At 68.0% G+C, this 18771-nt stretch carries 20 protein-coding genes; 18 read left to right on the top strand and 2 right to left on the bottom strand.

Annotated features, from left to right (window positions below):
• Positions 1 to 168: 168 nt before the first annotated feature.
• The gene (locus tag N1F91_RS21990) at positions 169 to 996 is read right to left on the bottom strand and encodes a transporter substrate-binding domain-containing protein (protein ID WP_289995452.1); all 828 of its coding nucleotides are present in this window, start codon (positions 994 to 996) and stop codon (positions 169 to 171) included.
• A gap of 165 nt (positions 997 to 1161) precedes the next feature.
• On the bottom strand, positions 1162 to 2097 hold the full coding sequence (locus N1F91_RS21985; RefSeq protein ID WP_289995451.1) for a LysR family transcriptional regulator: 936 nt from the start codon (positions 2095 to 2097) through the stop codon (positions 1162 to 1164).
• Between the two features lie 166 nt (positions 2098 to 2263).
• Here N1F91_RS21985 and N1F91_RS21980 point away from each other — a divergent pair, with 166 nt between their 5' ends.
• From N1F91_RS21980 to nuoK, 18 genes are all read left to right on the top strand, one after another.
• On the top strand, positions 2264 to 3436 hold the full coding sequence (locus tag N1F91_RS21980; protein WP_289995450.1) for an FAD-binding oxidoreductase: 1173 nt from the start codon (positions 2264 to 2266) through the stop codon (positions 3434 to 3436).
• On the top strand, positions 3433 to 3684 hold the full coding sequence (locus tag N1F91_RS21975; protein WP_289995449.1) for a 2Fe-2S iron-sulfur cluster-binding protein: 252 nt from the start codon (positions 3433 to 3435) through the stop codon (positions 3682 to 3684). The genes N1F91_RS21980 and N1F91_RS21975 overlap by 4 nt, the downstream gene beginning before the upstream one ends.
• Positions 3677 to 5005 (top strand): FAD-dependent oxidoreductase, encoded by a 1329-nt coding sequence (locus N1F91_RS21970; RefSeq protein ID WP_289995448.1) that lies wholly within the window; start codon positions 3677 to 3679, stop codon positions 5003 to 5005. The genes N1F91_RS21975 and N1F91_RS21970 overlap by 8 nt, the downstream gene beginning before the upstream one ends.
• On the top strand, positions 5002 to 6405 hold the full coding sequence (locus N1F91_RS21965) for an aldehyde dehydrogenase family protein (protein WP_289995446.1): 1404 nt from the start codon (positions 5002 to 5004) through the stop codon (positions 6403 to 6405). The genes N1F91_RS21970 and N1F91_RS21965 overlap by 4 nt, the downstream gene beginning before the upstream one ends.
• Positions 6406 to 6519: 114 nt before the next feature.
• Positions 6520 to 7452 carry a 4-hydroxy-tetrahydrodipicolinate synthase gene (gene dapA / locus N1F91_RS21960; protein ID WP_289995444.1) on the top strand — a complete coding sequence of 311 codons (933 nt, stop codon included), beginning with the start codon at positions 6520 to 6522 and terminating at the stop codon, positions 7450 to 7452.
• 67 nt (positions 7453 to 7519) lie between these two features.
• Complete coding sequence (locus N1F91_RS21955) at positions 7520 to 8185, top strand: amino acid ABC transporter permease (RefSeq protein ID WP_289995443.1); 666 nt, start codon at positions 7520 to 7522, stop codon at positions 8183 to 8185.
• A gap of 19 nt (positions 8186 to 8204) precedes the next feature.
• Positions 8205 to 8981, top strand: a complete 777-nt coding sequence (locus N1F91_RS21950; protein ID WP_289995442.1) for an amino acid ABC transporter ATP-binding protein — start codon at positions 8205 to 8207, stop codon at positions 8979 to 8981.
• A 10-nt stretch (positions 8982 to 8991) separates the two neighbouring features.
• Positions 8992 to 10071, top strand: coding sequence for a saccharopine dehydrogenase NADP-binding domain-containing protein (locus N1F91_RS21945; protein ID WP_289995440.1), 1080 nt, complete (start codon positions 8992 to 8994; stop codon positions 10069 to 10071).
• A gap of 157 nt (positions 10072 to 10228) precedes the next feature.
• Positions 10229 to 11521: an NADH-quinone oxidoreductase subunit E gene (locus N1F91_RS21940; RefSeq protein ID WP_289995437.1), complete on the top strand. Its 1293-nt coding sequence runs from the start codon at positions 10229 to 10231 to the stop codon at positions 11519 to 11521.
• Positions 11521 to 11775, top strand: coding sequence for a hypothetical protein (locus tag N1F91_RS21935; RefSeq protein ID WP_289995436.1), 255 nt, complete (start codon positions 11521 to 11523; stop codon positions 11773 to 11775). The genes N1F91_RS21940 and N1F91_RS21935 overlap by 1 nt, the downstream gene beginning before the upstream one ends.
• On the top strand, positions 11765 to 13069 hold the full coding sequence (nuoF, locus tag N1F91_RS21930; RefSeq protein WP_289995434.1) for an NADH-quinone oxidoreductase subunit NuoF: 1305 nt from the start codon (positions 11765 to 11767) through the stop codon (positions 13067 to 13069). The genes N1F91_RS21935 and nuoF overlap by 11 nt, the downstream gene beginning before the upstream one ends.
• Positions 13070 to 13141: 72 nt before the next feature.
• A complete protein-coding gene (locus N1F91_RS21925; RefSeq protein WP_289995432.1) occupies positions 13142 to 13735 on the top strand; it encodes an NADH-ubiquinone dehydrogenase in 594 nt (197 codons plus the stop codon).
• A 154-nt stretch (positions 13736 to 13889) separates the two neighbouring features.
• Positions 13890 to 15971, top strand: a complete 2082-nt coding sequence (gene nuoG, locus N1F91_RS21920) for an NADH-quinone oxidoreductase subunit NuoG (protein ID WP_289995431.1) — start codon at positions 13890 to 13892, stop codon at positions 15969 to 15971.
• A 10-nt stretch (positions 15972 to 15981) separates the two neighbouring features.
• On the top strand, positions 15982 to 17028 hold the full coding sequence (nuoH, locus tag N1F91_RS21915) for an NADH-quinone oxidoreductase subunit NuoH (protein ID WP_289995430.1): 1047 nt from the start codon (positions 15982 to 15984) through the stop codon (positions 17026 to 17028).
• Positions 17025 to 17216: a hypothetical protein gene (locus tag N1F91_RS21910; RefSeq protein WP_289995428.1), complete on the top strand. Its 192-nt coding sequence runs from the start codon at positions 17025 to 17027 to the stop codon at positions 17214 to 17216. Before nuoH ends, N1F91_RS21910 begins: the two co-directional genes overlap by 4 nt.
• Positions 17217 to 17218: 2 nt before the next feature.
• On the top strand, positions 17219 to 17710 hold the full coding sequence (gene nuoI, locus N1F91_RS21905; RefSeq protein ID WP_126701320.1) for an NADH-quinone oxidoreductase subunit NuoI: 492 nt from the start codon (positions 17219 to 17221) through the stop codon (positions 17708 to 17710).
• 121 nt (positions 17711 to 17831) lie between these two features.
• Positions 17832 to 18452, top strand: coding sequence for an NADH-quinone oxidoreductase subunit J (locus N1F91_RS21900; RefSeq protein WP_289995426.1), 621 nt, complete (start codon positions 17832 to 17834; stop codon positions 18450 to 18452).
• A gap of 9 nt (positions 18453 to 18461) precedes the next feature.
• Complete coding sequence (nuoK, locus tag N1F91_RS21895) at positions 18462 to 18770, top strand: NADH-quinone oxidoreductase subunit NuoK (protein WP_289995424.1); 309 nt, start codon at positions 18462 to 18464, stop codon at positions 18768 to 18770.
• Position 18771: the final 1 nt, after the last annotated feature.

The raw sequence follows: 18771 nt of genomic DNA, 5'->3' as shown, positions 1-18771 counted from the left end.
GCTGATGGTTGAGGGAGCCGCTACCAACAGGGTCGAAGTCGCCGCCGCGCCAAACGCCGATTCCTGTCTACACGTCGTGGGTGGACCGAAACCGCTTCGATCAACGCCCAGACGCCGACGGCCGCCCGGAGGGGCGGCCGCCTGGCTTTGCCTGTCTTGTCGCCTGCGTCAGCCGCCGAAGCCGAAGCCTTCCGGCATGTCGTCCAGCGTGATGCCGAAAGGCTCCAGGCTCTTGACGATCCAGGTCTGGTTGTTGCCGATGCGGCGGTTGTAGGCGGCCCAGCCCGACACGAAGCTCTTCCAAACCTCGTCGGCGCCGTAGTTGACCGCCACCACCGACGGCGTCGACAGCACCGGCGTCGGCACCATGACCGAGCCGAGGTCGGCGGTCTTCTTGGTCATCACCAGCCCGTTCAGCATGGTGTTGACGAGGCCGTCGGCCTTGCCGGTCGCCACCGCCACAATCGCCTCGTCGCGCGTCTTGAAGCGCAGCATGTTGGCCTTGGGCAGGTACTGCGTGGCGATCAGGTCCTGTGCGGAGCCGAGGTCGACGGCGAAGGTGTACTGCGGATCGTTGAGCTCGGCCCAGGTCTTGCCTTCCAGCTCGGCCTTGGCCGACACAAGCACGAAGGAGTTGAAGTAGGTCGGTTCGGAGAACCACACCGACAGCGCCCGCGTCGGCGTCGCCGTCACGGCGAAGGCCATGTCGACCTTGCCGCTCTGCACGTCTAGGATGGCGTTGGCCCAGCTCGATTCCACCACCTCCAGCTTGACGTCCAGCGTCTTGGCGATGTCGCCCGCCATGTCGATGACGAAGCCCTTCCATTCCCCGGTGCGCGGGTCCTTGGAGAAGTAGGGCACCTCGTTGAGGATGCCCGGCACGCGCAGCACGCCGCGCGCCTTGATCTCGTCGACGGTGCTCTGCGCCTGCGCCGCTCCGCCCATCAGTCCAAGCGCGATCGCCGCGCCCGCCAGAATCGTCTTGAGGATCTTCATTCGACAAACCCCTTGTTGTTCCCCGGTCCGCTCGCGCGGTGGATCGCCATTTGTGCACATCCGGACGCAGCGTAACCCCGGGTGGGGCGGGGACAATGCTAGACAATAGCGGGGACTTATCTCGATTTTTGTAGGTTGGCCCGGCGTGACGGCATCGAAACAGGTTCAAAGACCGTCCGCGCCGGTCTCGTCCAGCTCGCGCCCGACCAGTTCCTGGCGGCAGATGTCGAACAGTTCGCGCACCGCCGGGTGGTTCTGCAGGAACTCGGCATTGCCGAAATAGACGCCCACAGCGGGCAGGTTGGTGAGCTTGACGCTCGAAATCCCCTGGTCGTCGTCGCGGATGCACCAGGAGGGAATGATGGCGAAGCCGAGGCCCGTCTCGACACAGCGCTTCACCGACGAACTGCCCGAGGTCGAGATCGCCGGCTGCGCGGCCGGCCCGTCGCGGCCGAGGAAGTCGAGCGCCAGGTTGCGCAGCGTCTGGCCCGGCTCATAGGTGACGAAGGGCCGCCCGGTGCTCCAGCCGGGCACGTCCTCGGGCGCAGGGGCGGCACCCCAGGCGCTGGGAAAGACGAGGCTCAGCCGGTAGGAGCCGAGCAGCTTCTGCGGAACCACGGGATCGCCGAAATGGCGCTCGGAGAGGCAGATGTCGAGGCTGCCGTTCTTGACCATCTCGGCCAGCACCGTGTCGCGCTCGGCGACCGCGATCTCCATGTCCGGATGCCGCTCGCGAAAGATCCTCAGCACGTCGGGAAAGAGATAGAAGAAGATCGCCTGCGGCATCCCCACCCGGAGTGCCGAACGCTGGTTCTCCAGCAGCTTCGACAACCGCGCCAGCATGATGTCGAACTCGGGATGCAGCAGGTTGAAGAGCGCCCGGCCGCGCGGCGTCAGCTGGATGCGCTTGGCGCCCTGCTCGGACTCGATCAGCTTCGCCTTCAGGATCTGTTCCAGCCGGCGTACGTGGTTGGCGGCGGACTGGTAGCTGATATTGAGTTCGCGCGCCGCGCCCGAGAAGGAGCCGTGGCTGCCCACCTCGTAGAATGTCTGGATGAGCGTCAGGTTGACGCCGCCCCTGCCTTTCCCAGCCTTGCTCATCCGCGACCCTACAAATTTGCTGCGCAGCCAAGGCTGCCTTCTTGCATCGACAGCGTGCAGCGCGCCGCTGAAAATCCCGGTCACCAAGTCTCGCGTGAAAACAAGTCTCGCGTGAAAACAAGCCCGGCTTGAAATCAAGTCTGGCACGAAAGGATGGCGTCGGTCGATGGATGGCAGGGGCGGCAAATCGGTGGTGGTGGTGGGCGCCGGCATTGTCGGCGCAGCTTCCGCCTACTTCCTGGCGCAGAGCGGCTTCCGCGTCCGGCTGATCGAGGCGAAAGCGCCCGCCGCCGCCGCGAGCGGTGCGGCCGACGGCGCCGTCTCCGTCGCCAGCAAGCGTCCCGGCCCGATGATGACGACGGCGCTGGCCGGCATTGCGCTCTACCGACAGCTGGACGAGGAAGGCCTGTTTGCCGGCCTGTTCAAGCAGCGCCCGACCGTCATGGTGGCAGAGGACGAGAGCGAGGTCGAAAGCCTCACCGGCCACGCCGACGCACTTGCAGGCGAAGGCATGGCGCTCCGCCGCATCGAGGGCGAGGCGCTCAGGCGCTACCTGCCCGACGTTTCGAGCGGCGTGCGGCTCGCCATCGAGGTCGGCAACGAGGGCCACGCCATCGGCTACGAGATCGTGCGGAGGCTGATCGCGGCCAGCGGCGTCGCCGTCGAGCGCGACACCACGGTGCACGGCCTCGTCGAAAGCGCCTCGGGCCGGTCGGTCGCCGCCGTCGCCACGTCGCGCGGCCGGGTCGAGGCCGATCACTTCGTCATCGCCGCCGGCGGCGGGTCGGCCGATCTCATCGGACTGTCCGGCATCGTGCGGCCGCGCAAGGGTCAGCTCGCCGTCACCGAGCGCTCGCCCACGCTCAATGCCGCGCTGCCGGGCGCGCTGATGTCGTGCCGCTACCTGCTCAGCAAGGACGCCATCGCCGGTGCGGCCGGCACCGCGGCGCGCCGCTTCGGCCTCGTGGTCGATCCGCTTCGCACCGGCCAGTTCCTGATCGGTGGCACGCGCGAGGAAACCGCCGACACCGGCAACGACCTGGCCGCCATCCGCCACATGCTGGCCAGCGCCGTGCGCCTCCTGCCGCCGCTCGCGCGGCTGCGCGTCATCCGCGTCTTTTCCGGCGTGCGCTCGGCCACGCGTGACGGCCTGCCCATCATCGGGCGCATGCCCGGCCGCGATAATCTTGTCGTGGCGACCGGTTTCGAGGGCGACGGCATCTGCCTCGGCCCGCTCGTCGGACAGGCGGTCGGACGAATCGTCGCCGGTGTGCCTTCCGAACTCGATCTGCGGCCCTTCGCTCCCGACCGCTTCGGCCAGCGGAGCCTCGTGGCATGAGCGGCGGACACTTCCTCTGGGGTGGCAAGCCGATTACCTTCGAGACAGGCGAAAGCATAGCGGTTGCCGTGGCGAAGGCCGGCGTCCGCGACCTTTCGGCCGGAGAAGGGGGGTTGCGGCGCTATTTCTGCGGCATCGGCGCCTGCCAGAACTGCCTCGTGACCATCGAAGGCACCCTTGTCGAGGCTTGCCTGACGCCGGCCCGCGACGGTCTGCGCGTCGACGCGCCGGAGGCCGGCCATGACTGAGCGCCAGCCACTGAGGTGCGACGTGCTGGTGATCGGCGGCGGCGCGGCGGGCGTCGCGGCGGCGGCCGAACTGGCCCTCGCAGGCCTGTCGGTGGAACTGGCCGAGCAGCGCGACGCCCTCGGCGGCGCCTATCATCGCCAGCCGGCCGGCCGGCCGACGGCCGTCCACGCCCGCGGCCGCAGGCAATGGTCGCGCCTCGTCGACGCATTCGCACGGGCCGGCATCGCGCCGCGCCTGCGCCACGTCTTCCTTGGCCTCGACAGCGACGGGCTGGCGATGCTCGACGACCGCGCCGAGGGCCGTGTTCTCGTCGTCCGGCCGCGTGCGCTGGTCATCGCCGTCGGTGCCATCGAGCGGGTGCTGCCGCGTCCCGGCTGGCAGCTTCCCGGCGTGATGACCGCCGGCGGTCTGCAGATGATTCTCAAGGAAGGCGGCAGCCCGCCGCCCGGCGACATCCTGATTGCCGGCAACGGGCCGCTGACGATCGCGCTCGCCGCCGATCTGGCCCGGCTCGGCCACCCGCCGGTGGCGCTGATCGAAGCCGGCGATCCCTTCGCGCGGCCGGCCGCAGCGCTCCGCCTCGCCGCCTATCCAGGCCTCGTTGCCGAAGCCGCAGGGCATCTGGCGCGCGTGTTCGCGTCCCCGACCCCGTGGCTGCGTGGCGAGCGCCTCACCGCGATCGAGCCGCGCAACGGCCGGCTGGCCGCGACAATCCGGGACCGCCGGGGCGCCACCCGGACCCTCGCGGCAGACCTGATTGCGCTCCATGACGGCATTCGGCCGAACGATTTCGGTCTGCCGGCCAATGAGGAGAGTGACATCGTCGTCGTGCGGGCGGGCGATTGCCGGGAGGCGCTCGGCATACGCGCCGCAATCGCCGACGGTCGCCATGCGGCGCGGCAGGTGATTGCGCTGCTGACGCAAGGGCCGTCCATCGCCGACGATGATGCCGTCCTGCGGCAGCGGCGGGCGCAGGCGGTGCTCGGCGATCTGTTCCGCCCGATCGACGGCGCCGATCCGCTGGCCGCGCTGCCGGACGAGACGATCCTGTGCCGCTGCGAAGGCCGCACCTTCAGCGAACTGCGCGCCATGCTGGCGGAAGGCGAGCTCAGCCCGCGCGAGATCCGGCTCAACGGCCGCTTCGGCATGGGCCTCTGCCAGGGCCGATTCTGCGCCGACAACGTGCTGCACCTCATCGCCGCGGCGAGGCCAGGTGATCCCGCAGAGCCCCCAATGCGGCTCGCCCGCGACCGCTGGCCGGCCCGCCCGGTCTCGATCGCTGCCCTGGCCGCCGATGACGACGAACAACGAGAATCATGATGACGCTGACCGCTCCCGAAATCTCGCCGGCCGCCTCTCTGACCGTCCGCGTGTGCAGTCCATTCGACGGATCGCCCGTGGGCGAGGTCGCGGGCAGCACGTCGGCCGAGATCGCGCAGGCCGTCGCATCTGCACGCCGGGCGCAGGCCGCGTTCCGCCGCTCGACGCCTTTCGAGCGCCGCACCCTGCTCGACGCGCTGGCCGCCCGGATCGCTGACCATGCCGAGGAACTGGCGCAGACGATCTGCCGCGAGGTCGGCAAGACCATCGGTGAGGCGCGCAACGAGGTTCGCCGCGCGCAGAACACGCTGCGCCTTTCGGGCGATGCGGCGACATTCCTCGACGGTGAGGTGCTGCATTGCGGGATCGTTTCGGGCGGCGTCGACCGCCGCGCGACCATCACCTTCGAGCCGACCGGTGTGGTCGCTGCCATCACGCCGTTCAACTATCCGCTCAATCTGCTCTGCCACAAGCTCGGCCCGGCGATTGCCGCCGGCAACGCGGTGGTGGCGAAACCCTCGCCGAAGGCGCCGCTGGCCGCCGTGCGGCTGGCGGAGCTGGCGATCGACGCCGGCTTTCCGGACGGCCTGTTCCAGGTCGTCCATGGCGGCGCCGAGGCCGCGCTCTCGCTTGCCCGCGCACCGATCGATCTCCTGTCCTTCACGGGCGGCCCCAAGGCCGGCCTGGCACTGAAGAACGCCTCGGGCCTCGTGCGCTGCCTGATGGAACTCGGCGGCAACGACCCGCTGTTCGTCTTCCCCGATGCCGATCTTGACCGGGCCGTGGCGACGGCGGTCGCGCACCGCTTCGAGATTGCCGGCCAGAGCTGTGCGGCGGTGAAGCGTCTCTACCTCCATCGCGACATCGAGGCGGTTTTCACCGAGCGTCTGCTGGCCGCGGTCTCGACCGTCCGCACCGGCGATCCGACGTCGTCCGACACCGACATGGGACCGGTCATCGACGCGGAGGCGGCGACCCTGGTGCGGTACCGCATCGAGGCGACCATCGCCGGCGGCGCGCGCCTGCTCGCGGGCGGCGGCGGCCAGGGCACGCTGGTCGAGCCGACCGTCCTTGCCGGCCTCGACCCGCGATCACCGGTGATTGCCCAGGAGACCTTCGGCCCTGTCATCGCGATCCGATCCTTCGACGATGCGGCGGCGGCGATCGCCGAGGTCAATGCCGGCGTCTACGGCCTCCAGGCGGGCATCTTCACCAACGACCACGCGCTGGTGAAGCGCTTCTCGCGCGATCTCCTGGTCGGCGGCGTGATGGTCAACGAAGGTCCCGACTTCCGCGCCGAGCACGTGCCCTTCGGCGGCATCAAGTCGAGCGGTCTCGGCCGCGAGGGCGTGCGGATCGCAATCCGCGAGATGTCGGAAACGCGTGTGGTGATCGACTGAGAGGATGTGAAAGAATGCCCGTTTCCGCGCAGCGCAAGCCAAGAATCCCAGGGGTTTCAGTGGGCATTCTTTCGCATCCTCGATTGATTCATACGCTCTGAGATGGAGACGACGATGAGATTCGACGTGAAAAGGCTCGACGGCGTGTTCACCGCGCTTGTCACGCCGTTCCGGGACGGCCGGGTCGACACCGCCGCCTTCGAGGCGCTGGTCGAGCGCCAGATCGCGGCCGGCGTCGCCGGCCTGGTGACGGCCGGCACCACGGGTGAGGCAGCGACGCTGCGCCAGGACGAGATCGACGACCTCGTCGCCCGCACGGTGAGGATCGCGCGCGGGCGTGCGATGGTCATCGCCGGGGCAGGGACCAACGACACGCTGGCGACGCTCGACAAGGTGCGCCGGGCGGAGGCGTCGGGCGCCGACGGGCTGCTGATCGTCACGCCCTACTACAACCGTCCCTCGCAGCGCGGGCTGCTGCAGCATTACGGCGCGGTGGCCGACGCGACCGGCCTGCCGATCATGCTCTACAGCGTGCCGGGCCGCTGCGGCGTGGAGATCGCGACTGAAACCTGCGCGGCGCTTCGCGACCGGTACGACAACATCGTCGCCATCAAGGAGGCCGGCGGGTCGGTCGAGCGGGTGACGCGGCTGCGCCGTGCGTGCGGCGCCGACTTCCCGATCCATTCCGGCGACGACGGGCTGACGCTTCCCTTCCTCGCCGCCGGTGCGGTGGGTGTGACCAGCGTCGTCTCCAACGTCGCACCGGAAGGAATGGTCGCGCTGGTCCGGGCCTGGCAGGCCGGCGATGCAGCCGGGGCGCTTGCCTTGCACGAGCAACTGGCGGAACTGTCGGAGATCCTGTTCGTCGAGCCGAACCCGGTTCCGGCGAAGGCGGCGCTCGCGCTCGACGGCTACGCCGCACCCGACCTGCGCCTGCCGCTGACGCCGATGGAACCGAAGAACCTCGGCCTGCTCGAAGCGGCGCTGCGCCGCTACCGCGCGTCGGGCTTCGCGCCCCGGCGGCAGCATGCGGCCAGCGTCGGGTGAGGGCGCCCGCGGCGGAAGAACGTCACGCAATTCGGTTCGCGACAGCGGCCCGCGATCAAGGGGGATCATGATGTACAGATGGGATTTCGACGTCCTGTGGCAGTACTGGGACCTGTTCCTGTACGGGCTGTGGCTGACGGTGGTCTACACCTTCGGATCCATCCTGTTCGGCGTTGTGATCGGGCTCGTCGTCTGCGCCGCGCGCCTGTCGGGCTGGATGATCCTGTCGCTGATCGCGCGGACCTACCAGGAGATATTCCGCTGCACGCCGCTTCTGGTGCAGCTGCTCTGGTTCTACTACGCCTTCCCGCTGCTCGTCGGCATCTCGATCGACAACCGGGTGGCGGCGATGCTGACGCTGTCGCTCTATGTCGGCGCCTTCTACGCCGAGATATTCCGCGGCGGCATCCTGTCGATCGAGAAAGGCCAGCGCGAGGCCGCCGCCGCCATCGGCATGAGTTCATGGCAGGCGATGACCCGCATCGTCATGCCACAGGCCTTCAAGCGCATGCTGCCGTCCTTCATCAACCAGTCGGTCATCCAGTTCAAGAACACCTCGCTGGTCTCGGTCATCTCGGTCGCCGACCTCGCCTACATGGCAGCGGTGGTGAACGGCCAGACCTACCGGCCGCTGGAATCCTACACCGTCATGGCCGCGCTCTATATCGCGGTGCTTTTCCCGCTCACCCAGATCGCCGACTGGATCGAACGGCGCCTGCGCGTCAGCGACTAGAGAGAATGGAGCGCACAGGATGACCAATGCACGAGACACCGGCGCCCCGACCGTCCTGGAGGCGCGCGGCATCCGCAAGTCCTTCGGCGGGCTCGAGGTTCTGAAGGGCGTCGACCTTTCCCTGTCGCGCGGCGAGGTCGTCGGCCTGATCGGTCCTTCGGGCTCGGGCAAGTCGACGCTGATCCGTTGCCTCAACATGATGGAAAAGCCGACCGGCGGTTCCGTGATCTTCCGTGGCCACGCGATCGGCAAGTCCTTCCGCGACCGCGACGGCACCACAGGCATCGGCACGCTGCGTCGCCATGTCGGCATGGTGTTCCAGCACTTCAACCTGTTTCCGCACAAGACCGTGCTGCAGAACGTCACCGAGGGGCCCATCGTGGTCTGCAGGACACCGCGCGCCGAGGCGGAGGAGCGCGCCATGGCGCTGCTGGCCGAGGTCGGGCTCGCCGAAAAGTGCGACGCCTATCCGAGCCACCTGTCGGGCGGCCAGAAGCAGCGCGTGGCGATTGCCCGGGCGCTCGCCATGCAGCCCGAGGTGCTGCTGCTCGACGAGGTGACCAGCGCGCTCGACCCGGAACTCGTCGGCGAGGTGCTCAACGTCATCCGGCGGCTGGCCGACGGGGGCATGACGATGGCGATCGTCACCCACGAGATGGCCTTCGCCGCCGACGTGGCCGACCGCATCCTGTTCCTCGACGAGGGCCGGATCGTCGTGGAGGGCAAGCCGTCCGAGACGATCCGCAATCCGGCCAACGAGCGGCTGGCGGCCTTCGTCGCCCGCTTCAACCATTGAGGTTCGACCGATGACGCAGGACCGGCGCGCGGGCAGGGTGGCGATCTTCGGCGCGGGCCGGGTCGGCCTGTGCCTCGCCGACCTCCTGGCCGGCGATTGGGACGTGACGCTTGCCGACTGCACCGAGGAGGCGCTGGCGACGGCGGCCGCGGCAGGCCATGCCGCCGTGCATGCCGACGTCTCGCGCGGCGAGGACATCGGCAGGTTACTCGCGGGAACCGATCTGGTCGTCGCCGCCGTTCCCGACCGCCTGGCTCCCCGCCTGGCGCGTGCCGCGGCCGACGCCGGACTGCACTATCTCGATTTCAGCGACCCGTGCGACGAGACCCGCGCCGCCGGCACCCGCGCCGCGCCCGACCGCGCCTTCCTGCCCGGCTGCGGCATCTCGCCGGGCCTCGTCGATTCGATCGCCCATGAACTCGCCTCGCGCCTCGACCCCGGCTGCGACCTCGATATCCGCGTCGGTGCGATCCCCGCCAGCCGCACAAACCGGCTCGGCTACGGCCTGATCTGGAACCTCGACGGACTGCTCGCCGAATACACCCGCCCCTGTGCCGCCATCGTCGAAGGCGAGCGCGTCTTCCTGCCGCCGCTGTCGGGCCGCGAGGAATTCACCTTCGACGGGAACGCCTACGAGGCCTTCCTCACCGCCGGCAGCATCGGCGGCCTCGCGGCACTCGTCGCGCCCCGGGTCAGCAATCTCGTGTTTCGGACGATCCGCTATCCCGGCCATCTCGACTACATGCTGCTGCTCCTCGACGATCTCGGCCTGCGCTCGCGCCGCGACCTGCTCGGCACGGTGCTGCGCAACGGCCTGCCTGCGGGCGGCGCCGACGTCGTTCTGGCCGAAGTCCGTGCGATGGGGTGGCGGGCGGGAAGGCCCGCGCAGGAGCGTTTCGCGATGCGACTCGCGCCGCCTCCGGCCGGGACGCGACACGGCGCGCTCGCTGTTGCGAGTGCTGCGCACGCCGCCGCCCTCATGGACATGCTGCGCGCCGGCGGGCTGGCGGGGCAGGCTCTGCGTGTTCCCGCGCTGGTTTCGCACGACGCGATTCTCGCCAGCCGGTTCTTTGCGGGCCTGTGCGGGTGAACGATCGCAACCCATCGTTCACCTGCCGCGCGGGAAGCGGCGAAACGGCTCCCATGCCGCCTGTTTTCCTGTTCAATATGCGGCGTTGAAGCACTGGCCTTTTGCGGTGCGTGTGTTAGAACGCGCCGCAACATAAGCAGCAAAAACATGGGGCGCCATGTCCGTCCGCCGTCTCGCAGAGCCAGCCGTCCAGCCAGCAGCCTTCGCCTTCGACCAGACGAAAGCGGCTGAAGTCAGGACCTGGATCGCAAAGTACCCCAAGGGCCGCGAACAATCCGCGGTGATCCCGCTCCTCATGCTGGCGCAGGAGCAGGAGGGCTGGGTGACCAAGGCGGCCATCGAGCATGTCGCCGACATGCTGGCCATGCCCTACATCCGCGTCCTCGAGGTCGCGACCTTCTATACCCAGTTCCAGCTCAAGCCGGTCGGCACACGCGCCCACATCCAGGTCTGCGGCACCACGCCCTGCATGCTGCGCGGCTCGGAAGAACTGATGGACGTCTGCCGCTCGAAGATCCACCACGACCAGTTCCATACCAACGCCGACGGCACGCTGTCCTGGGAAGAGGTCGAGTGCCTCGGCGCCTGCGTCAACGCGCCGATGGTGATGATCTTCAAGGACACCTACGAGGATCTGACGCCCGAGCGCCTCGCCGTCATCATCGACGAGTTCGAGGCAGGTCGCGGCGATACCGTGAAGACCGGGCCGCAGACGGACCGCTGGTTCTCTGCGCCCGCGAGCGGCTTCACGGCTCTGAAGGACGAGAAGAACGTCCTCAAGGCGACGCGCGCCGCCCCTTCGGCACCGCCGCCGGCCGAGCTCAAGCCCGATGCCGCCGCGTCCGAACCGTCCAATGCCGCGCGGCCGAAGACCGACGCCCCGGTGACGAACCCGGCGCTGAAGTCGCCCTCCGACGTCAAGGTCAGTCCCGAGGTCGAGAAGGCTGCCAGCGCGCCGACCCCGAAGGAAGACGCCGTGGCGGCCGACCGGTCAGAGCCGCTCGTCGAGGGGGCTTCCCGCAAGCGCCGGTCGCGCACGCCGTCCGACGCCGAGGTTCCTTCGGGAGAAGGCATGAAGACAAAGGCGGGCGCTGCGGAACAGCAGGCCGCGGCCGACGACGCCGATGCGCCCGCCACAGAGCCGACCGTGGCCGATGCGCCGTCGCTCGATGACCGCAACCGCCCGATCGCCATGGCGCGTCCCGCTGCGCCGGACCAGTTGCAGATGATCTCGGGCGTCGGCCCCAAGATCGAGGGCGTCCTGCATTCGATCGGTATCTTCACCTTCGCGCAGATCGCGGCGTGGACGGCCGAGGAACGGGCCTGGGTGGATGGCTATCTGCGCTTCCGGGGCCGCATCGACCGCGAGAACTGGGTCGCGCAGGCGAAGGCCCTCGCCGAGGGCGGCGAGGAAGAGTATATCCGGGTCTTCGGCAGGAAGCCCCGCTGATGGCGATCTGTTCCGCCAGTTCCTGCGACAGGCGTTTCGGGCTGACCGAATGCGCCCGCATGACGGTCCTGAAGACGGCGATCGCCCTGGTCGTGATCATCGGCGCGGGGCTCGTCACCGGCGATGGGGGCTGGTACACGCTCGCCGCCGTCCTCGTCTCGTTCTCGACACTCGTCGTCGGCCTGCAGATGATTCTGCCGGGCAATCGTTCCATCGACGACACGAAACCATCGGTGAATAGCCATGCTCGCTGACAAGGATCGCATCTTCACCAACATCTACGGCCGCTTCGACCGCTCGCTGAAAGGCGCGCAGGCGCGCGGCCACTGGGACGGCACGGCCGGGATCATCGAGAAGGGCCGCGACTGGATCATCAACGAGATGAAGGCGTCGGGTCTGCGCGGCCGCGGCGGCGCAGGCTTCCCGACCGGTCTCAAATGGTCGTTCATGCCTAAGCAGAGCGACGGCCGCCCGTCCTACCTCGTCGTCAACGCCGACGAATCGGAGCCCGGTACCTGCAAGGACCGCGAGATCCTGCGCCACGATCCGCACACGCTCGTCGAGGGCTGCCTCATCGCCGGCTTCGCCATGGGCGCGGTCGCGGCCTACATCTACGTCCGCGGCGAGTTCATTCGCGAGCGCGAGGCGCTGCAGCGGGCGATCGACGAGGCCTACGAGGCGGGCCTGATCGGCAAGGGCAACAAGAACGGCTACGACTTCGACATCTACGTCCACCACGGCGCCGGCGCCTACATCTGCGGCGAGGAGACGGCACTGCTCGAAAGCCTGGAAGGCAAGAAGGGCCAGCCGCGCCTCAAGCCGCCATTCCCGGCAAACGTCGGCCTCTACGGCTGCCCGACCACGGTCAACAACGTCGAGTCCATCGCCGTGGCGCCGACCATCCTGCGCCGCGGGGCGGCCTGGTTCTCCTCGATCGGTCGTCCCAACAATGTTGGCACCAAGCTGTTCATGCTGGTCGGCCACGTCAACACGCCCTGCACAGTCGAAGAAGCGATGGGCATCACCTTCCGCGAACTGGTCGAGAAGCACGGCGGTGGGATCCGCGGCGGCTGGGACAATCTGCTCGCGGTCATCCCCGGCGGCGCATCCTGCCCGGTGGTCAAGGCCGAGGACATCATCGACTGCCCTATGGATTTCGACGGCCTGCGCGAGAAGAAGTCGTCCTTCGGCACGGCGGCGGTGATCGTGATGGACAAGTCGACCGACATCGTGAAGGCGATCGCGCGGCTCTCCTACTTCTTCAAGCACGAGAGCTGCGGCCAGTGCACGCCGTGCCGCGAAGGCACCGGCTGGATGTGGCGCGTGATGGAGCGGCTGGTGCGCGGCGAGGCGCACAAGCGCGAGATCGACATGCTGCTCGACGTGACCAAGCAGGTGGAGGGCCACACCATCTGCGCGCTGGGCGACGCTGCCGCCTGGCCAATCCAGGGCCTGATCCGCAATTTCCGGCCCGAGATCGAGCGCCGCATCGACGAGTTCAGCCGCAACGCGCACCGACACGAGCCGGTGCTGGTGGCGGCGGAGTAACAACGACGGGCCGAATGGCCGCGTAGTAGGAGACGGCCGGGGCGAGAGACCAGCGCGACGAGGAGATTTGCCATGTCGACCGGTTCGGTGCCACCCGAGCGACTGCCCGAGACGAAGATGATGGACGCGAAGCTTCAGGACATCGGCCGCGATCTGGCTGCAGCACTTCCTTCGGCCTTCGGCGGCGACGCCGAGGCGGTGAAGCGCAACATCGCGACGTCGGCGGCGATGGCCGCCTTCGGCGCGGGCATGGCGGGCCATGCCTTCGGCGTCTGGATGAGTGCGGTGTCGAGTTCGCTGGAGGTCGCGCAGCGCCTGACCGTGCTCGCGGCGGGCGTCGCACCGCGGCAGGACGCGCTGGATGAAAGCGTCGCAGCGGTGCCCGTCGCAGCCGAACCGGTTGCGCCGAACCCGGCGCCGGAAGCGCACATGGCACCGAGGGCGCAGGCACGGCCCGACGCGCCGGACGACCTGAAGGCGATCGGCGGCATTGGCCCGAAGCTGGAGAAGGTGTTGAACGGCCTCGGCATCCGGACCTATGCGCAGATCGCCGCGCTGACCGAAGCCGAGATCCTGGGGCTCGACGAGCAGCTGGGATTTCGCGGACGGATCGCGCGCGACGAATGGCTGAAGCAGGCGGCCGCGCTTGCCGCGGCGAAGGCCTGAGGGGACGGCGGAACGGGGGTCGGTCCGGCAGGACGGATGGCGGGCGGCGGCGCGATGTTGCGCTGCGGCGGAAATCCGGCGTAAGGGACCGGTCGAGAGACTGTGAAGACGAGCATGCAGCGCCGCTGGAGCGTTGCGGAGATCGGAAGACGGCATGGCTAAGATCAAGGTCGACGGGAAAGAGATCGAGGTACCCGACCACTACACGCTGCTGCAGGCGGCGGAAGAGGCCGGTGCGGAGGTTCCCCGTTTCTGTTTCCACGAGCGGCTCTCGATCGCCGGTAATTGCCGCATGTGCCTGGTCGAGGTGAAGGGCGGCCCGCCCAAGCCCGCCGCCTCCTGCGCCATGGGGGTGCGCGACCTGCGCCCCGGCCCCAACGGCGAAGCGCCCGAGATCTTCACCAACACGCCGATGGTCAAGAAGGCGCGCGAGGGGGTGATGGAGTTCCTCCTCATCAACCATCCGCTCGACTGCCCGATCTGCGACCAGGGCGGCGAATGCGACCTGCAGGACCAGGCGATGGCCTTCGGCGTCGACGCGTCGCGCTACCACGAGAACAAGCGCGCCGTCGAAGACAAGTACATCGGCCCGCTCGTCAAGACCATCATGACGCGTTGCATCCACTGCACGCGTTGCGTGAGGTTCACGACGGAAGTGGCTGGAATTTCTGAACTCGGCCTGATCGGCCGCGGCGAGGATGCCGAGATCACCACGTATCTCGAGCAGGCCATGACCTCGGAGCTCCAGGGCAACGTCATCGACCTCTGCCCGGTCGGCGCGCTGACCTCGAAGCCCTATGCCTTCCAGGCGCGTCCATGGGAGCTGACCAAGACCGAATCGATCGACGTCATGGACGCCGTCGGCTCGGCGATCCGCGTCGACACGCGCGGCCGCGAGGTCATGCGCATCCTGCCGCGCGTCAACGAGGCGGTGAACGAGGAGTGGATCTCCGACAAGACCCGCTTCGTCTGGGACGGCCTGCGCTCGCAGCGGCTCGACCGGCCCTACGTTCGTCGGAACGGCCGGCTGGCACCCGCCTCCTGGGCCGAAGCCTTCGCCGCCATCTGCGAACGCGTCGCTTCGGCGAAGTCGGATCGCATCGGCGCGATCGCCGGCGATCTCGCCAGCGTCGAGGAGATGTATGCACTGAAGGGGCTGATGACGGCGCTCGGTTCGCGCAACATCGACTGCCGCCAGGACGGCGCAGCACTCGACCCGTCGCTCGGCCGCGCTTCCTACCTCTTCAATCCGACGATCGAGGGCATCGAGAGCGCCGATGCACTGCTGATCGTCGGCTCCAATCCCCGCTTCGAGGCTTCGGTGCTCAATGCCCGCATCCGCAAGCGCTGGCGCATGGGCAACTTCCCCATCGGCGTCGTCGGCGAAGCGGCCGACCTGCGCTACGACCACGAGATACTGGGCGCCGGCGCCGAGACGCTGAAGGAACTGGCCGCCGGCGGCATTTCCTTCCTCGATGTGCTGAAGAAGGCCACCCGGCCGATGATCATCATCGGCCAGGGCGCTCTGGCACGGCCCGACGGTGCAGCCGTTCTCTCGCTGGCGGCAAAGATCGCTGCCGACACCGGCGTGGTGAGCGAGGGCTGGAACGGCTTCGGCGTCCTGCACACGGCGGCAGCGCGCGTCGGCGGCCTCGACATCGGCTTCGTGCCGGGCGAGGGCGGCCGGGACGTGGCCGGAATGATGGGTGCGCTCGACGTGCTCTTCCTGCTCGGTGCCGACGAACTGGCCACCGATGCCATGGGCCAGGCCTTCACAGTCTATATCGGAAGCCATGGCGACAAGGGCGCGCACCGCGCCGACGTCATCCTGCCGGGCGCCACCTACACGGAGAAGTCGGGCACCTTCGTCAACACCGAGGGCCGCGTTCAGATGACAACCCGCGCCGGCTTCGCGCCGGGCGAGGCGAAGGAAGACTGGGCAATCCTGCGTGCGCTGTCCGACGTGCTGGGCAAGAAGCTGCCCTTCGATTCCCTGGCGCAGCTGCGCGCGAAGCTCTACGCGGAGCACCCGCATCTCGCCGGGATCGACGACATCGCGGCAGGCGACCCGGGCGACATCGCCCGGCTGGCATCGCGTGGCGGCGAGATCGGTACCGCCCGCTTCATGCCGGTGGTTGCCGATTTCTATCTGACCAACCCGATCGCGCGTGCCTCGGCGGTGATGGCCGAATGTTCGGCGCTCGCCCGGGACGGCTTCAAGCAGGCTGCGGAATAGGGCAGGGACCATGGAAGACTTCTTCTCGATCTATGTCCTGCCGGCGCTGATCATCCTGCTCAAGTCGGTCGTCCTGATCGTCGTGCTCCTGATCCTGGTCGCCTACCTGCTCTATGCCGACCGCAAGATCTGGGCCGCCGTGCAGCGCCGCCGCGGCCCCAACGTCGTCGGCCCCTGGGGGCTGTTCCAGGCTTTTGCCGACCTTTTGAAGTTCGTCTTCAAGGAGCCGGTCATCCCGTCGGGCGCAAACAAGGGCGTGTTCCTGCTGGCGCCGCTGGTCTCGGCGGTGCTGGCGATCTCGGCCTGGGCGGTCATTCCGGTCGCACCGGGCTGGGCCATCGCCGACATCAATGTCGGCATCCTGTTCGTCTTCGCCATCTCTTCGCTCGAGGTCTACGGCGTCATCATGGGCGGCTGGGCTTCGAACTCGAAATATCCGTTCCTCGGCGCGCTGCGGTCGGCCGCGCAGATGGTCTCCTACGAGGTCTCCATCGGCTTCGTCATCGTCACGGTTCTGCTCTGCGTCGGTTCGCTGAACCTGTCGGCGATCGTGCTGTCGCAGGTCGACGGCCTCGGCACCATGCTCGGCCTGCCCAACACCTTCCTCGACTGGCACTGGCTCGGGCTGTTCCCGATGTTCGTGATCTTCTTCATTTCGGCGCTGGCCGAGACGAACCGCCCGCCCTTCGACCTCGTCGAGGCCGAATCGGAGCTGGTGGCCGGCCACATGCTGGAATATTCCTCGACGCCGTTCCTGCTGTTCTTCCTTGGAGAATACGTGGCGATCGTGCTGATGTGCGCGCTCACCACCATCCTCTTCCTCGGCGGATGGCTGCCGCCCTTCGACTTCGCGCCCTTCACCTGGGTGCCGGGCGTGATCTGGTTCGTTCTCAAGATCTGCTTCGTCTTCTTCATGTTCGCCATGGTGAAGGCTTTTGTGCCGCGCTACCGCTACGACCAGCTGATGCGGCTGGGCTGGAAGGTGTTCCTGCCGATCTCGCTGTTCATGGTCGTCGCCACGGCCGCCTTCCTGAAGATCACGGGACTGTCGGCATGAGCGCGGGCCTCGTCGGCGCTCTCGTCGGCCTCGTGATCGCCATCGTCGATTTCGCGTTGCTGCGGCTGCTCGCCACACGTGTCGAGCTTCCCGAGACGAAGCGCGTCCTCAACGTCACGGGCATGAGCCAGCTGGTGCTCCTGCCCATCGTGGGCTTCTTCGTCGCCCCCCTGTTTTCCGGAGAATAGCCATGTCGGCCCTCGCTCAAGCCGCCAAGTCACTGCTCCTGAAGGAATTCGTCGGCGCCTTCTTCCTGTCGATGCGGCAGCTGTTCGCACCGAAATACACGGTCAACTATCCGCACGAGAAGGGGCCGCTCAGCCCGCGCTTCCGCGGCGAGCACGCGCTGCGGCGCTATCCCAATGGCGAGGAGCGCTGCATCGCCTGCAAGCTGTGCGAGGCGATCTGCCCGGCGCAGGCCATCACCATCGAGGCCGGCCCGCGCCGCAACGACGGCACGCGCCGCACGGTGCGCTACGACATCGACATGGTGAAGTGCATCTATTGCGGCTTCTGCCAGGAGGCCTGCCCGGTCGACGCGATCGTCGAGGGACCGAACTTCGAGTTCTCGACCGAGACGCGCGAGGAACTCTACTACGACAAGGACAAGCTGCTCGCCAACGGCGACCGCTGGGAGCGCGAGCTCGCGCGCAACATCGCACTGGATTCGCCCTACAGGTGATCCGCCAATGATGGACGAGCGGGGTCCGCTCGTCTAAGGGACAACGCGGTTCCGGACCGGCACGATCCGGGGGCCGCTCAAGGGCGCAGCGCAGCTGCGCCGCCGAAACCGGGGGAAACCCATGCTGACAGGACTAGAGGCGATCTTCTTCTACGTGTTCGCCTTCATCGCGGTGGCGAGCGCCTTCATGGTGATCGCGGCCCGCAACCCCGTGCATTCCGTGCTCTACCTGATCCTGACCTTCTTCAACGCGGCCGGGCTCTTCCTGCTCACGGGCGCCGAGTTCCTGGCGATGATCCTGCTCGTCGTCTATGTCGGCGCCGTGGCGGTGCTGTTCCTGTTCGTCGTCATGATGCTCGACGTCGACTTCGCCGAGCTGAAGCAGGGCGCGCTGCAATATGCGCCGATCGGCGCGCTGGTGGGTCTCATCCTCGCGGCAGAGCTGATCATCGTCGTCGGCGGCTACACGCTGGCGCCGCAACTGGCCGGCGAGATCACGCGGCCGATCCCGCCGCCGCTGCTGCGGTCCAACACCGCGGCGCTCGGCGACGTTCTGTACACCGACTTCCTGTTCTTCTTCCAGATCGCCGGCATGGTGCTGCTGGTGGCGATGATCGGGGCCATCGTGCTGACGCTGCGCCACAAGGAAGGCGTCAAACGCCAGTCGATCTCCGCCCAGGTGGCCCGCACGCCGGCCACCGCCATCGAGGTGGTCGACGTCGAGACCGGCAAGGGAATCTGAGGACAGATCATGGAAGTCGGCATCGCGCATTTCCTCACCGTCTCGGCGATCCTGTTCACGCTCGGCGTGTTCGGCATCTTCCTGAACCGCAAGAACGTCATCATCATCCTGATGTCGGTCGAGCTGATCCTGCTCGCGGTCAACATCAACTTCGTCGCCTTCTCGGCCGAGCTCGGCGACCTCGTCGGACAGGTCTTCGCCCTGTTCGTGCTCACCGTCGCCGCCGCCGAGGCCGCGATCGGGCTTGCCATTCTCGTCGTCTTCTTCCGCAACCGCGGCTCGATCGACGTCGAAGACGTCAACATGATGAAGGGCTGAT

Origin of the sequence: Aquibium sp. ELW1220 (genome assembly GCF_030398385.1) — a bacterium.
GTDB lineage: Bacteria > Pseudomonadota > Alphaproteobacteria > Rhizobiales > Rhizobiaceae > Aquibium.
This window is presented reverse-complemented; position numbering and strand designations above follow the sequence as displayed.